Genomic DNA, 13,469 nt, shown 5'->3' with positions numbered 1-13,469 from the left:
CCCCTAGGAGTACCGAAACATGCGCAAACTGGCTCTTCCCGCTCTCATCGCTTCCCTCTTCGTGCTGGCCGGCTGCGGCAGCCAGCCCGCCGCCCCGGAACAGTCCGGCGCCGGCGTCGAAAACCGTAGCGCCACTGCCACCGGCGTTGGCGGCGGCGATGTGGGCATGAAGCCCTACAACGATCCGAAGAACGTCCTCTACAAGCGCAGCGTGTACTTCGACTACGACAAGTTCGACATCAAGCCCGAGTACAAGGAACTGGTCGCCGCCCACGCCAAGTATCTGGCAGCCAACAAGGGCACCAAGATCCTGATCCAGGGCAACACCGACGAACGCGGCTCCCGCGAGTACAACCTGGCCCTGGGTCAGAAGCGTTCCGACGCCGTGAAGAAGGCCCTGTCCCTGCTGGGCGTGCGTGAAGAGCAGCTGGAATCCGTGAGCCTGGGCGAAGAAAAGCCGAAGGCTGAAGGCAACGACGAGGCTGCTTACGCCGAAAACCGTCGCGCCGACATCCTCTACAGCGGCGAGTTCTAAGCATGATGCGCCGGCTCGTTCCCTCGGCGGCGCTTCTGGCAGCCCTCTGGGTGGCCGGGCCGGTACACGCCGGCCTCTTCGACGACGAAGAGGCCCGGCGCCAGATCAACGATCTCAAGGCCCAGACCACCGAGCGTCTGGACACGGCGTCCCGGGCCCAGATCGAACTGTCCAACCAGATCGAGTCCATGCGCTCCGAAATGGCCAAGCTGCGCGGCCAGGTGGAAGTGCTGACCTACGAACTGGAGGCAGCGCAAAAACGCCAGAAGGATTTCTACATCGACCTGGATACCCGCCTGCGCAAGCTGGAAGGTCCCTCCGCTCCCGGCGCCGCCAATCCGCCGGCCGGGGAAGAGGGCGCTCCCGCCGCCGCCGCGGCAGCTCCGGCGCCCGCCAAGTCGGACCCGGCCCAGGAAGCGAAGGAATACGAAGCGGCCCTCAACCAGTTCAAGGCCGGCAAGTACAAGGAAGCCGCCGGCGCCCTGGAGGCCTTCGTCAAGAATCATCCCGCCAGCACCCTGGCGCCGTCGGCCCAGTACTGGCTGGGCAACAGCCATTTCGCCCAGCGCGACTGCAAGAAGGCCATCGAGGTGCAGAATGCCCTGGTGGCCAAGTGGCCGGAAAGCCCCAAGGCTTCCGACGCCCTGCTCAACGCCGCCACCTGCCAGCAGGAACTGGGCGACGCCAAGGGCGCGCGCAAGACCCTGGAAACCCTGGTGGCCAAGTACCCCAGCAGCCAGGCCGCCGAATCGGCCCGCCAGCGGCTGAAGAAGAAGTAGGCGCCGGCAGGATCGGCGCAGATCATGCGGGGAACGGCTGACGTTCCCCGTTGTCTTTTGCAGCGCCCCTTTTGCCGAACCGGCCCAATCGATAGCCCTTTTTCCGCCGCCGCCCATGACCGCTCCGACGCTGAAAATCAGCGAAATTTTCTACTCCCTGCAGGGGGAAACCTCCCGTACCGGCCTGCCCACGGTCTTCGTGCGTCTCACCGGCTGCCCCCTGCGCTGCGTCTGGTGCGACACCGCCTATTCCTTCTCCGGCGGCACCCTGATGAGCCTGCCGGCGATCCTGGCCGAAGTGGCGCGTCACCCCACCAAGCGGGTCTGCGTCAGCGGTGGCGAACCCCTGGCCCAGAAGAACTGCCTGCCCCTGCTTACCGCCCTGTGCGATGCGGGCTGCGACGTTTCCCTGGAAACCAGCGGCGCCCTGGATGTTTCCGGCGTCGATTCCCGGGTGTCGAAAATCGTGGACCTGAAGGCGCCGGGCTCCGGCGAGGTGGAGCGCAACCTGTGGTCCAACCTGGAACACCTGACGCCCCACGACGAGCTGAAGCTGGTGCTGGCCGACCGGGCCGACTACGACTGGGCCGTGGCCCAGTTGCGCCAGCATGGCCTGATCGGCCGCTGTCCCATCCTCATGGCGCCGGTACAGGGCAGCCTGGAGCCGGGCACCCTGGCCGACTGGATTCTCGCCGACGGCCTGCCGGTGCGCCTGCAGGTGCAGTTGCACAAGCTGCTTTGGGGTAACATGCGAGGGAAATAAGGGCGCCCGGCCAACCCCTGGCGGCGCCCCAGCGAGGAGACTCCCATGAGCCAGGAACGCCGTCATTTCAGCCGCATCCATTTCCTCAGCAACGCCTACCTGACCACCGCCAGCGGCGGCCGCCACATCGGCGAAATCCGCGACCTTTCCCTCAAAGGGGCGCTGGTGGCCATGGCCTCGGGCTGGCAGGGCCGCTCCGGCGAAGGCTGCAAGCTGGAGATTCCCCTCAACCACAGCGATGCGGTAGTGATCATGGAAGGCCACCTAGCCCACGTGGGCGACAACAACACGGTGGGCATCCGCTGCGAATCCATCGACCTGGACAGCATCAGCCACCTGCGCCGCCTGGTGGAACTGAACCTGGGCGACCCGGAGCTGCTCAACCGGGAACTATCGGCCCTGGTCAGCCACGACTGATCCCCGCCCGACTTCTTCCCAGCCAAGATTCCCCAGCCAAGAAAAAAGGCCGGACGCCCTTTCGGGTATCCGGCCTTTTTGTTTTGCGGCAGCTCTTGGGTGAGCGCTTACTCGCCCCGTACCAGCAGGATGGAGCAGGAGGCGCGGCGCACCACGCGCTCGGCCACGCTGCCGACGAAATAGCGTTCCAGGCCGCGGCGGCCGTGGGTGCCCAGGATCAGCAGGTCGGCCTTCCAGGCTTCGGCGGTGTCCGCCAGGATGTCGGAAACGTGCTTCTTCTCCGAATCCACCACCTTCAGTTCGGGCTCGATGCCGGCGGCCCGGGCGGTGGCGGCGGCCTTCTCCAGGAAGGCCCGGGCGGCGGTGCGCAGCTGGGATTCCACTTCGCCGATGGGGGTGGGGGCCAGGCTCTCCACATTGGAGCGGGCCAGGATGGTTTCGTCGATGGCGTGGGCGATGCAGAGGGCGGCACCGTGGGCCTTGGCCAGGGAGGCCGCCTCGGCCAGGACCCGCTGGGTCATGAAGCTGTCGTCGATGGCGACCAGGATGCGCTTGTACATGGGTGAATCTCCCCGGGACGTTGGATTGTTGGGCGCCAAGATACACCGGCCCCGGGGGGCGGCGAAACGGGGATTTTCCCTAATCAGGCGGCGCTGCCGCCAGGGCTCTTGAGGCTCAGGGGCAGGCCGGCAGCCACCAGGGTGACCTGCTCGCAGGCGGCCCCGACCCGCTGATTGAGGCGCCCCTGCTCGTCGCCGAAGAGGCGGGAGACCGGGTGCATGGGCACGATGCCCCAGCCCACCTCGTTGGAGACCAGGATGATGCGGCCGGGCAGGGTCGGCAGGAGTTCCACCAGAGCCTGGGTCTGGCCCTGCAGCAGGGGGCAGTGCACCGCCTCGCCGGCTTCGGCCTGGCGCGCCGCCTCGCCGGCAAAGAGCAGGTTGGACAGCCACAGGGTCAGGCAATCCACCAGCAGACAACGCTGGGGCGAGGCCTCCCGGGCCAGCAGGGCGGCCAGTTCCAGGGGCTCCTCGCGCAGGCCCCAGTGGGCGGGACGGCGCTCCCGGTGGTGGGCGATGCGGCGGGCCATTTCCCCGTCCCGGGACTGGGCCGTGGCCACATAAACCACTTCCAGGCCGCTGGCGGCGGCCCGCTGTTCGGCCAGGGCGCTCTTGCCGGAGCGGGCGCCGCCGATGATCAGTTCGCGCAGGGCTTTTTCCATGGGCGAGAGGGTAGCACAGGGGCGGGGCGGCTTCGGGGCGGCGGGTATAATGGCCGGCTTCACTTCCCCTCGCGTGCCGCCCCATGTCCCTGCCCGACTTCCAGATTGCCGCTCCCTCTGTCGACATCCTGCCGGCCCTGCGCCACAAGATCGATACCAAGACCAAGCCCGTGGGCGCCCTGGGCCAGCTGGAAAACCTGGCCCTGCTGATCGGCCTGATCCAGCAGAGCCTGACGCCGGCGGTGCGGCAGCCGGAAGTGATCGTCTTCGCCGGCGACCACGGCGCCGCCAAGGCCGGCGTTTCCGCCTATCCCCAGGACGTGACCTGGCAGATGGTGGAGAACTTCCTCGCCGGCGGCGCCGGCATCAACGTCTTTGCCCGCCTCAACGGCGTCGCCCTGACCGTGGTGGATGCGGGCGTAGCCCACGATTTCGCTCCCCGGGAAGGGCTGCTGTCGGCCAAGATCGGCCCCGGCACCGCCAACTACCTGGAAGGGGCCGCCATGAGCGCCGCCCAGCGGGATGAGGCCATCGCCGCCGGCGCCGCCGCGGTGCGGGCCGCCGCCGCCCGGGGCTGCAACGTCATCGGCTTCGGCGAGATGGGCATCGGCAACACCGCCGCCGCCTCCCTCATGACCCACTGCCTGACCGGCGCCAGCCTGCCCGAATGCGTCGGCCGCGGCACCGGCCTGGACGACGCCGGCCTCTCCCGCAAGCGCAACCTGCTGGCCCAGGCCATGACCCGCTACCGCCAGGCCGGCGGCGGCGACGATGCCCTGGAGGTGCTGGCCCAGTTCGGCGGCTTCGAGATCGCCCAGATGGTGGGGGCCTTCCTGGCCGCCGCCGAAGCCAAAATGCTGATCCTGGTGGACGGCTTCATCGTCACCTCGGCCCTGCTGGTGGCGGCCCGCCTGCAGCCGGAGGTGCTGGGCTACTGCGTCTTCTGCCACAACTCGGCCGAGCCCGGCCATCGCGCCCAGCTCGAGCACTTCGGCGCCACCGCCCTGCTGGATCTGGGCCTGCGCCTGGGCGAAGGCACCGGCGCCGCCTTGGCCCTGCCCCTGGTGCGGGCCGCCGTGGCCTTCCTCAACGAAATGGCCAGCTTCGAGTCGGCCGGCGTCAGCGACAAGGAAGCCTGAGGCCGTGGCCATGGGCTGCCTGCGCCGGGAGCTGGAATACTTCTTCGGCGCCCTGCGTTTTTTCACCCGCCTGCCGGTGCCGGCCTGGGTCGGCCATTCCAGCGAGGGCCTCAACCGGGCGGCCCGCTACTTCCCGGCGGTGGGCCTGCTGGTGGGTGCCATCGCCGCCCTGGCCTTCGCCCTGGCCGCCCTGGTGTGGCCCAAGGCCCTTGCCGTGCTGGCCGCCCTGGCTGCCACCATCTACGTCACCGGCGCCTTCCACGAGGACGGCCTGTCGGACATGGTGGACGGCTTCGGCGGCGGCTGGACCCGGGAGCAGGTGCTGACCATCATGAAGGACTCCCGGGTCGGCAGCTACGGCGTCGTCGCCATCGTCCTGGTGCTCCTGGGCAAGTTCCTGGCCCTTTTCGCCCTGCCTGCCGCGGCCCTGCCGGCGGCCCTGGTGGCCGGCCATGCCGTCTCCCGGGGCTGCGCCACGGTGCTGCTGAAAAGCCTGGATTACGTGCGCGAGGACCAGCTGGCCAAGGCCAAGCCCCTGGCCACCCGCATGGGCGCCGGCGAGCTGGTCCTGGCCCTGTGCTTCGCCCTGGCCGGCGTCGCCCTGCTTGCGCTCTATCTGCCTCCGGCCAACCTGGCCATGGCCCTGCTGCTGGCCGCCGCCTGCACCCTGTGGCTGGGCCGCCTGATGCGGCGGCGCCTGGGGGGCTATACCGGCGACTGTCTGGGTGCCGCCCAGCAGGGCAGCGAACTGGCCTTCTACCTGGGGTTGCTGTGGACCTTTTCCTGATCCGCCATCCCCGGCCCCTGGTGGCCGAGGGCATCTGCTACGGCAGCACCGACCTGGCCCTGGCCGAACCTGCGGCCGTCGCGGCGGCCCGCCTGCGGCCCCTGCTGCCGACGGATGCCCCCCTCCATTCCAGCCCCCTGCGGCGCTGCCTCGAACTGGCCCGGGCCATCGGCCCGGAAGCGGCGACGGACGCCCGTCTCCAGGAGCTGCACTTCGGCCACTGGGAAGGACGGGCCTGGGACGACATCCACCGCCAGGACCCAGGCGTGCTGGACCGCTGGGCGGCGGATACGGCGAACGCCGCGCCCCACGGCGGCGAGACGGCAGCCCAGTTGCAGGCCCGGGCCCTGGCCTGGGTGGCGGAACAGGCCGCGGCCGGGGATGGGGACCGGGCCCTGGTAGTGGTGACCCACAGCGGCGTGCTCAAGGCCCTCTTCGGCCACTGGCTGGGTCTGGCCCCGGCCGACTGGTTCCGCCTGCATTTCGACTATGCCGGCGTCAGCCGGGTGCAGCTGGATGCCCAGGGCGCCCGGGTGCGCTTCCTCAACCGCTAAAAGGGCTGCGAAGCCGGTAAAATCCCGAGCCATGGCCGAAACCTATCTTCCCGATGCCGTTCCCCTCGACCAGGTGCGCCGCGCCCTGGTGATCAAGCTGCGCCACCACGGCGACGTGCTGCTGTCGGCGCCGGTGTTCGCCGCCCTCAAGGCGGCGGCGCCCCAGGCCCGCCTCGACGCCCTGGTGTACCGGGACACGGCGGAGATGCTGAGCCAGCATCCGGCCATCGACACCGTGCACTGCATCGACCGGCAATGGAAGAAGCTCGGCCCCTGGGGCCACCTGCGGGTCGAATGGCAGCTGTTGCAGACCCTGCGCCATCCCGGTTACGACCTGGTGATCCACCTCACCGACCATCCCCGGGGCGCCTGGCTGGCCCGGGCCGTCGGCGCCCGCTGGGCCGTGGGGCCCAAGGTGAGGGGCCGGGGCGGTTTCTGGCAGAACAGCTTCACCCATTTCGTCGGCGCTCCGGGCAATGCCCTGCGCCACACGGTGGAACGCAACCTGGACGCCCTGCGCCGCATCGGCCTCTATCCGGCGCCGGATCAGCGGCGCCTGTTCCTGGTGCCCGGCATGGAAGCGGAGCTCCGGGTGGGCCAGCTGCTGGCGGACCAGGGCCTGGGCGGCAAGCCCTTCGTGCATCTGCATCCCGCCTCCCGCTGGCGCTTCAAGTGCTGGACCGCGGAGGCCATGGCCGCCGTCATCAACGGCCTCCAGGCCGAGGGCTGGCCGGTGGTGATCTCCGCCGCGCCGGACCCGGCCGAGCGGGAGATGGTGGCCGCCATCCAGGCCGGCCTGGCCCGTTCCGCGGTGGACCTCTCCGGCCAGCTGAGCCTGAAGGAACTGGCGGCCCTGGCCGGCCGGGCCCGCCTCTTCATCGGCGTGGACTCGGCCCCCATGCACATCGCCGCCGCCATGGGCACGCCCGTGGTGGCCCTCTTCGGCCCTTCCGGCGACAAGGAGTGGGGCCCCTGGGGCGTGCCCTCCCGGGTCATCGTCAGCCAGGACCATCCCTGCCGCCCCTGCGGCATCGACGGCTGCGGCGGCGGCAAGGTCAGCGACTGCCTGGTCTCCCTGCCGCCGGCCACGGTGCTGGCCGCCGCCCGGGAACTGCTGGCGGAGCCTGCCGTTTGAAAATCGCCATCGTCCGTCAGCGCTACAACCCCTACGGCGGCGCCGAGCGCTTCGTCGAGCGGGCCCTGGGGGCCCTGGTGCAGGAGGGGGCCCAGGTCACCCTCATCACCCGCTCCTGGGATGGCGCCCCTGCTGCCGGCTTCGCCCAGATCACCTGCGATCCGCCCTATTCGCGCCTGTGGGGCGGCCGTGCCGCCCGGGATGCCTCCTTCGCCCGCTGCGCCCAGCAGGCCATGGCCGAGGGCGGCTTCGACATCACCCAGAGCCACGAACGCATTCCCGGCTGCCGCATTTTCCGCGCCGGCGACGGGGTCCATGCCGCCTGGCTGGAGCACCGGGCCCGGGCCCGGGGCGGCCTGACCCGCTGGCTGGACCGGCTCTCCGGCTTCCACCGCTACATCCTGGCCCAGGAGCGGGCCATGCTGACCCACCCGGCCCTGGCCCGGGTGATCTGCAATTCCCGCCTGGTGGCAGAAGAGATGCAGCGCTACTACGGGGTGCCGGAAGAAAAGCTGGTGCTGATCGAAAACGGGGTGGACCTGGAGCATTTCCACCCCCGCCTGGCCGCCGCCCACCGGGTGGAGCTGCGGGGCCGCCTCGGCATTGCGGCGGAGGCGCCCCTGTTTCTCTACGTCGGCGGCGGTTTCGAGCGCAAGGGCGTCCCCCGCCTGCTGCGGGCCTTCGCCGCCATGGCCAGCCAGGAGGCGCACCTGCTGGTCGTCGGCGGGGACCGCAGCCTGAAAGCCATGTCCCGCCTGGCCGACAGCCTTGGCATCGGCGAAAGGGTCGTCTTTACTGGCCCCCAGAAGGATGTGCGGCCCTATTACGGCGCCGCCGACGCCTTCGTCCTGCCCACCCTCTACGACCCCATGCCCAACGCCGCCCTGGAGGCCCTGGCCTGCGGCCTGCCCACCATCACCAGCACCAGCTGCGGCATCGCCGCCCGCATCCGGGAGGGGGAGAACGGCTACGTGGGCGACGCCCTCGACCTGCCCCTGCTCACCCGCCACCTGGAAGCCCTGGCCGCACCGGGCCGGGCCGCCGCCATGCGGGATGCGGCCCGGGCCTCGGTGGCGGACCTCTCCCTCGCCGCCATGGCCGAGCGGCTGGTGGCCCTTTACCGCAGCCTGGCCTAGCCGAGCGGCTATAATCGCGGTTTCCTCCGCCTCACCCCTATGAGCCGTCAAGACCTCAACACCCGCGCCCTCTATTTCCGCCTCCTCGGGTATGTGCGCCCGTACTGGAAGGCGGTGGCGCTGTCCCTGGGGGCCACCGCCATCCTGGCGGCCACCGAGCCCCTCTTCCCGGCCCTGATGAAGCCCCTGCTGGACGATGGCTTCATCAAGTCCGGCAGCTTCGGCAATCCCATCTGGATTCCCCTGGGCATCGTCGGCGTCTTCATCCTGCGCAGCATCTTCAGCTACTTCTCCTCCTACGGCTTCTCCTGGGTCTCCAACCGGGTGGTGACCGACATCCGGGACGAGATGTACCAGCGCCTGGTGCGCCTGCCCATCGCCTATTTCCAGAAGCACGGCTCCAGCGTGCCCCTGACCAAGATCGCCTATGACGTGAACGGCGTCGCCGTGGCCGCCACCAACGTGGTGGTGACCATCCTGCGCGACGGCCTCTCGGTGGTGGGTCTGCTCGGCTGGCTGCTGTGGCTCAACTGGCAGCTGACCCTGGTCTGCTTCGCCCTCATTCCCGCCATCGCCTGGTCCATGCGCACCTTCTCCTGGCGCATGCGCCGCGCCAGCCGCGGCTCCCAGGAGGCCGTGGCGCGCATGGTGGAAGCCCTGCAGGAGACCTCCCACTGCGCCCGGGTGATCAAGGTCTTCGGCGGCGAGGCCCAGGAGGCTGGCCGCTTCGGCCAGATCAACAACGAGGTGCGGCGCCAGGGCATGCGCCAGGCCGTGGCCTCCTCCGCCACCAGCCCCATCACCCACATCTTCGCTTCCATCGCTCTGGCCATCGTCGTCTATGTGGCCCTGACCCAGTCCGCCTCCGGCAGCACCTCCGTCGGCAGCTTCGTCTCCTTCATCACCGCCCTGCTCATGCTGCTGGCGCCCCTGCGCCGCCTGGCCGACGTCAGCGCCCCCCTGCAGCGCGGCCTGGCGTCTGCCGAGAGCGTCTTCCAGCTGCTCGACGAGGCGCCCGAGGCCGATCCGGGCCAGACCCGCCTGGGCCGGGCCGAAGGCCGCATCACCCTGGAGCAGGTCACCTTCCGCTACCCCGGTGCCGAGCGGGATGCCCTGGCCGGCGTCTCCCTGGACATCGCCCCCGGCCAGACCGTGGCCCTGGTGGGCCAGTCCGGCGGCGGCAAGTCCACCCTGGCGGCCCTGGTGCCCCGCTTCTACAACCCGGACAGCGGCTGCCTGCGCCTGGACGGCCACGACCTGCAGGAACTGAGCCTGGAGAGCCTGCGCCGCAACATCGCCTACGTCAGCCAGGACGTGCTGCTGTTCAACGACACGGTGGCGGCCAACATCGCCTACGGTGCCACTGCCGACGCCAGCCGGGAGCAGATCGAGGCGGCGGCGGAAGCGGCCCACGCCCTGGATTTCATCCGGGCCCTGCCGGAAGGCTTCGATACGGTCATCGGCGAAAACGGCAACCGCCTCTCCGGCGGCCAGCGGCAGCGCCTGGCCATCGCCAGGGCCCTGCTCAAGGACGCCCCGGTGCTCATCCTCGACGAGGCCACCTCGGCCCTGGACAACGAATCGGAACGGGCGGTGCAGGCCGCCCTGGAAACCCTCATGCAGAACCGCACCACCCTGGTCATCGCCCACCGCCTGTCCACCATCGAAAGCGCCGACAAGATCGTCGTCCTGGCCCAGGGCGCCATCGTCGAGCAGGGCACCCACGCCGAGCTACTGGCCCGGGAAGGGGCCTACGCCAGTCTTTATCGCCTCCAGTTCGCGGAGGTGGCGTGATGAAGATCGTGCACACCGAAGCCTCCTGCGGCTGGGGCGGCCAGGAGATCCGCATCCTCTCCGAAGCCGCCGGCATGATCGAGCGGGGCCACGAGGTGGTGCTGCTGTGTCCGCCCGAATCCCGCATCTACCAGGAAGCCCCGGGCCGGGGTGTGCCGGTGGTGGCCCTGCCCATCGGCCGCAAGCGCCTGCCCGGCTTTTTCGCCATGCGCCGCTGGCTGGCCGCCAATCCGGTGGACGTCATCAACACCCACAGCTCCACCGACAGCTGGCTGGCCGCCCTGGCCTGCGCCACCCTGGCCAAGGCTCCGCCCCTGGTGCGCACCCGCCACGTCTCGGTGCCCATCCCCAACAACCGCAGCACCCGCTGGCTGTACCTCAAGGCCTCGGCCCACATCGCCGTCACCGGTGAACTGCTGAAGCGGCGGATGATCGCCGACAACGGCATGCCGCCGGACCATCTCACCTCCGTTCCCACCGGCATCGACACCCGCCACTTCAGCCCGGCCATGCCGGCGGAGAAGGCTGCCCTGCGGCCCCAGCTGGGCCTGCCGGAAGACGCCTGCGTTTTCGGCATCGTCGCCACCCTGCGCAGCTGGAAGGGCCACAGCTACCTCATCGATGCCTTCGCCCGCATCGACGATCCCCGGGCCCGCCTGCTCATCGTCGGCGGCGGCCCCCAGCAGCAGGCCCTGGAGCAGCAGATCGCCCGCCTGGGCCTGGGCGACCGGGTCATCATGGCCGGCGAGCAGCGGGACGTGCAGCCCTGGCTGCGGGCCATGGACGTCTTCATCCTGCCTTCCTACGCCAACGAGGGCGTGCCCCAGGCCCTGATGCAGGCCATGTCCTGCGGCCTGGCCTGCATCACCACCGATGTGGGCAGCATCAGTGAGCTGGCCAGCGACGGCGAGACCGCCCTGATGGTGCCGACCAAGGACGTGGCCGCCCTGCAGGCCCGCATGGAGGAACTGGCGGCCGACAGCGGACGCCGCCAGCTGCTGGGCGCGGCGGCGCGGCGGCGCTGTCTGGAAGGCTATGACCGGGAAACCATGCTCGACCGCATGGAGACCATCTTCCGCCATGCCATCGCCCAGCAGCCGCGCTAAGGGCCGCCTGGGCCTGCTGGCCCGGGCCCTGGCCCATTCCCTGGGGCCGCGCCGGGCCCCCGGGGCGCCGGCCACCATCCTGGTGGCCCACCGCCTGCTCCTCGGCGACACCCTGATGCTGGCGCCCCTCTTCGCTGCCCTGCGTCGCCAGCATCCGGCGGCGGACATCGTCACCACCTGCGCCCCGGCCCTGGTGCCCCTTTTCGCCGGGCGGCCCTACGGCGTCCGGGCCCTGGCCTTCGACCCGCGCCAGCCGGAGACCCTGGCCGCCCTTTATGCCGAGGCCCGCCGCCTGGGCGGCTTCGACCTGGCCCTGGTGCCCGGCGACAACCGCCACGCCCTGCTGGCCCGGGCCCTGGGCAGCCGCTGGATCGCGGCCCTGGCGGCGGACCGGCCGGCGTGGAAGAACGCCCTCTGCGACGAACTGCGCCCCTGGCCCGCCGTCCCCACGGCCCTGGCCGACATCTTCGCCAGCCTGGCTGCTCCCGCGGCGCCCGGCCGCTACGCTCCGGCCGACTGGCCGGCGCCGCCGGCCGCTCCCTTCCAACGCCCTGCCGGCCCCTACGCCGTGCTGCACGTGGGCGCCGGTTCGCCCCTGCGCCACTGGGCCCCGGCCCACTGGCAGGCCCTGGCGGAGCACCTGGAAGCTTGCGGTCTGCAGCCGGTGTGGAGCTGCGGCCCCGGCGAGACGGCGGCCCTGGCCGGCATCGACGCCGTCGGCCGCTATCCCGCCTTCCCCGGTACCCTGGATCTGGCCCAGCTGTGGCAGTTGCTGGCCGGCGCCCGCCTGCTGGTCTGCCCGGATACGGGCGTGGCCCACCTGGGCAAGGTGGTGGGCGTGCCCACCGTCTGCCTGTTCGGCCCCGGCTCCCCGGCCCTCTTCGGCGCCGGCTCCTTCTGGAGCGAGGCCCCCTTTGCCGCCGTGGGCGAGGCCCATTTCCCCTGCCGCGACCAGCACACCCTGTTCAAGCGCGTCCTGCCCTGGGTCGAGCGCTGCCAGCGCAGCCCCCGGGAATGCCAACGGGCCCGCTGCATGGAGGCGGTTAGTCTGCCCGCCGTGCAGGCGGCCATCGCCTCCCTGCTGCCGGAGCTGGCCGGCGACCGTCTTTCCTCCGATCCCGATGCCGCGAGCACCGTCCATGTCCCGTCCTAAGGTCTTCCTCGACCTGGCTTCCAAGCCCACCCCCCTCAATGCCGAACTGGAGCAACTGGGGATTCGGGTGCTGCGGGGCGAGGTGGCTGCGGCGGTGCCGCCGGACTGCGAGGTGGTGGCCGGCCTGCTCGGTTTCTACGACTACGTTTCCCGTCCCTGGCGGGCCTGGAAGCTGAAGCGGGTGCTGGGCCCCGGGGTGCCGGTGATCGCCTGGAACCGGGATGCGCCGGGCTACCTCAACAAGCGCCCCTGGCGCCTGGCCCTGGCCAGCCGCCTGGAGGGGCTGGACATCTACGCCACCCACGCCATCACCGACGACTGGCGTTTCGGCAAGGAAGTGGCGCTGCTGCACAACGGCGCCAGCATCGCCGCCTACAACCTGGCCGGCCGCAGCCTGGAGTCCCTGCGGGACGAGGGCAACTACCGCTACGACGTCACCTTCTTCGGCGCCATGAATGCGGACCGCTACAAGGAATACCTGCCGCGGGAGCGCTTCTTCGGCGCCCTGGCCCAGGCCCTGGAGAGCCGTGGCATCAATTACCGCTTCATCGACACCTCGCGCACGCCCATGAGCGTGGCGGAGCAGGTGGAACTGGTGCAGACCTCGCGCATCAACATTAACTACGGTGCCGGCTGCGAGTACGGCGCCCCCATGGGCTATGGCCTGCCGGAGCGCTGTTTCGGCATTCCCGCCTGCGGCGGTTTCCTGCTCTCGGACTATCGCCTGCACGCGGCCGATGCCTTCGCCGCGGACGAGTGGGCGGACTACACCGACCTGGAGCAGGCGTTGCAGCGCATCGACTACTATCTGGGAAATTTTGCCGAAGCCCGGGCCATCGCCGAACGGGCCTATCGGCGGGTCCTGGCGTGCCACAGCTACCGGCACCGGGCCGAGGAACTGCTGGCCCTGCTGGCGGACTGGCGCCGCCGTCACGGCGCCTGAGGCGGG

The 13,469-nt window shown here is 70.4% G+C and carries 15 protein-coding genes; 13 read left to right on the top strand and 2 right to left on the bottom strand.

Annotation, left to right across the window (positions count from 1 at the left end; translation table 11 throughout):
- Positions 1 to 19 precede the first annotated feature (19 nt).
- The 4 genes from pal to OEL49_RS14170 all read left to right on the top strand — a co-directional run bounded on the left by pal (position 20) and on the right by OEL49_RS14170 (position 2,494).
- Complete coding sequence (gene pal / locus OEL49_RS14185) at positions 20 to 535, top strand: peptidoglycan-associated lipoprotein Pal (protein ID WP_014235593.1); 516 nt, start codon at positions 20 to 22, stop codon at positions 533 to 535.
- 2 nt (positions 536 to 537) lie between these two features.
- Entirely contained in the window at positions 538 to 1,314 is a 777-nt protein-coding gene (gene ybgF / locus OEL49_RS14180; protein WP_287875276.1) for a tol-pal system protein YbgF, read from the top strand.
- Positions 1,315 to 1,429: 115 nt separating this feature from the next.
- Positions 1,430 to 2,077 carry a 7-carboxy-7-deazaguanine synthase QueE gene (queE, locus tag OEL49_RS14175; RefSeq protein WP_287875274.1) on the top strand — a complete coding sequence of 216 codons (648 nt, stop codon included), beginning with the start codon at positions 1,430 to 1,432 and terminating at the stop codon, positions 2,075 to 2,077.
- A 45-nt stretch (positions 2,078 to 2,122) separates the two neighbouring features.
- The gene (locus OEL49_RS14170; RefSeq protein ID WP_130459843.1) at positions 2,123 to 2,494 is read left to right on the top strand and encodes a PilZ domain-containing protein; all 372 of its coding nucleotides are present in this window, start codon (positions 2,123 to 2,125) and stop codon (positions 2,492 to 2,494) included.
- Between the two features lie 107 nt (positions 2,495 to 2,601).
- Here the strand turns inward: OEL49_RS14170 and OEL49_RS14165 are convergent, their stop codons facing one another.
- Together OEL49_RS14165 and cobU are read right to left on the bottom strand one after the other, a co-directional pair.
- Positions 2,602 to 3,054, bottom strand: a complete 453-nt coding sequence (locus OEL49_RS14165) for a universal stress protein (protein ID WP_014235589.1) — start codon at positions 3,052 to 3,054, stop codon at positions 2,602 to 2,604.
- Between the two features lie 83 nt (positions 3,055 to 3,137).
- Positions 3,138 to 3,716 (bottom strand): bifunctional adenosylcobinamide kinase/adenosylcobinamide-phosphate guanylyltransferase, encoded by a 579-nt coding sequence (cobU, locus tag OEL49_RS14160; protein ID WP_287875271.1) that lies wholly within the window; start codon positions 3,714 to 3,716, stop codon positions 3,138 to 3,140.
- An 83-nt stretch (positions 3,717 to 3,799) separates the two neighbouring features.
- Here cobU and cobT point away from each other — a divergent pair, with 83 nt between their 5' ends.
- Genes cobT through OEL49_RS14115 form a run of 9 tightly spaced genes read left to right on the top strand, consistent with a single transcriptional unit; the run spans position 3,800 to position 13,463 of the window.
- Positions 3,800 to 4,855, top strand: a complete 1,056-nt coding sequence (gene cobT / locus OEL49_RS14155; RefSeq protein WP_014235587.1) for a nicotinate-nucleotide--dimethylbenzimidazole phosphoribosyltransferase — start codon at positions 3,800 to 3,802, stop codon at positions 4,853 to 4,855.
- 10 nt (positions 4,856 to 4,865) lie between these two features.
- The gene (locus tag OEL49_RS14150; RefSeq protein ID WP_014235586.1) at positions 4,866 to 5,642 is read left to right on the top strand and encodes an adenosylcobinamide-GDP ribazoletransferase; all 777 of its coding nucleotides are present in this window, start codon (positions 4,866 to 4,868) and stop codon (positions 5,640 to 5,642) included.
- Positions 5,627 to 6,196 carry a histidine phosphatase family protein gene (locus OEL49_RS14145; protein WP_014235585.1) on the top strand — a complete coding sequence of 190 codons (570 nt, stop codon included), beginning with the start codon at positions 5,627 to 5,629 and terminating at the stop codon, positions 6,194 to 6,196. The genes OEL49_RS14150 and OEL49_RS14145 overlap by 16 nt, the downstream gene beginning before the upstream one ends.
- A gap of 31 nt (positions 6,197 to 6,227) precedes the next feature.
- Positions 6,228 to 7,331: a putative lipopolysaccharide heptosyltransferase III gene (rfaQ, locus tag OEL49_RS14140; RefSeq protein ID WP_014235584.1), complete on the top strand. Its 1,104-nt coding sequence runs from the start codon at positions 6,228 to 6,230 to the stop codon at positions 7,329 to 7,331.
- On the top strand, positions 7,328 to 8,467 hold the full coding sequence (locus tag OEL49_RS14135) for a glycosyltransferase family 4 protein (protein WP_014235583.1): 1,140 nt from the start codon (positions 7,328 to 7,330) through the stop codon (positions 8,465 to 8,467). Before rfaQ ends, OEL49_RS14135 begins: the two co-directional genes overlap by 4 nt.
- Positions 8,468 to 8,506: 39 nt before the next feature.
- On the top strand, positions 8,507 to 10,261 hold the full coding sequence (gene msbA, locus OEL49_RS14130) for a lipid A export permease/ATP-binding protein MsbA (RefSeq protein WP_014235582.1): 1,755 nt from the start codon (positions 8,507 to 8,509) through the stop codon (positions 10,259 to 10,261).
- Positions 10,261 to 11,367 carry a glycosyltransferase family 4 protein gene (locus OEL49_RS14125; RefSeq protein ID WP_014235581.1) on the top strand — a complete coding sequence of 369 codons (1,107 nt, stop codon included), beginning with the start codon at positions 10,261 to 10,263 and terminating at the stop codon, positions 11,365 to 11,367. The genes msbA and OEL49_RS14125 overlap by 1 nt, the downstream gene beginning before the upstream one ends.
- On the top strand, positions 11,342 to 12,520 hold the full coding sequence (locus tag OEL49_RS14120; RefSeq protein WP_014235580.1) for a glycosyltransferase family 9 protein: 1,179 nt from the start codon (positions 11,342 to 11,344) through the stop codon (positions 12,518 to 12,520). The genes OEL49_RS14125 and OEL49_RS14120 overlap by 26 nt, the downstream gene beginning before the upstream one ends.
- Positions 12,507 to 13,463, top strand: a complete 957-nt coding sequence (locus tag OEL49_RS14115) for a glycosyltransferase (protein WP_014235579.1) — start codon at positions 12,507 to 12,509, stop codon at positions 13,461 to 13,463. The genes OEL49_RS14120 and OEL49_RS14115 overlap by 14 nt, the downstream gene beginning before the upstream one ends.
- The last annotated feature ends 6 nt before the right edge of the window (positions 13,464 to 13,469 follow it).

Source organism: Azospira sp. (assembly GCF_030247495.1).
GTDB lineage: Bacteria > Pseudomonadota > Gammaproteobacteria > Burkholderiales > Rhodocyclaceae > Azospira > Azospira oryzae.
This window is presented reverse-complemented; position numbering and strand designations above follow the sequence as displayed.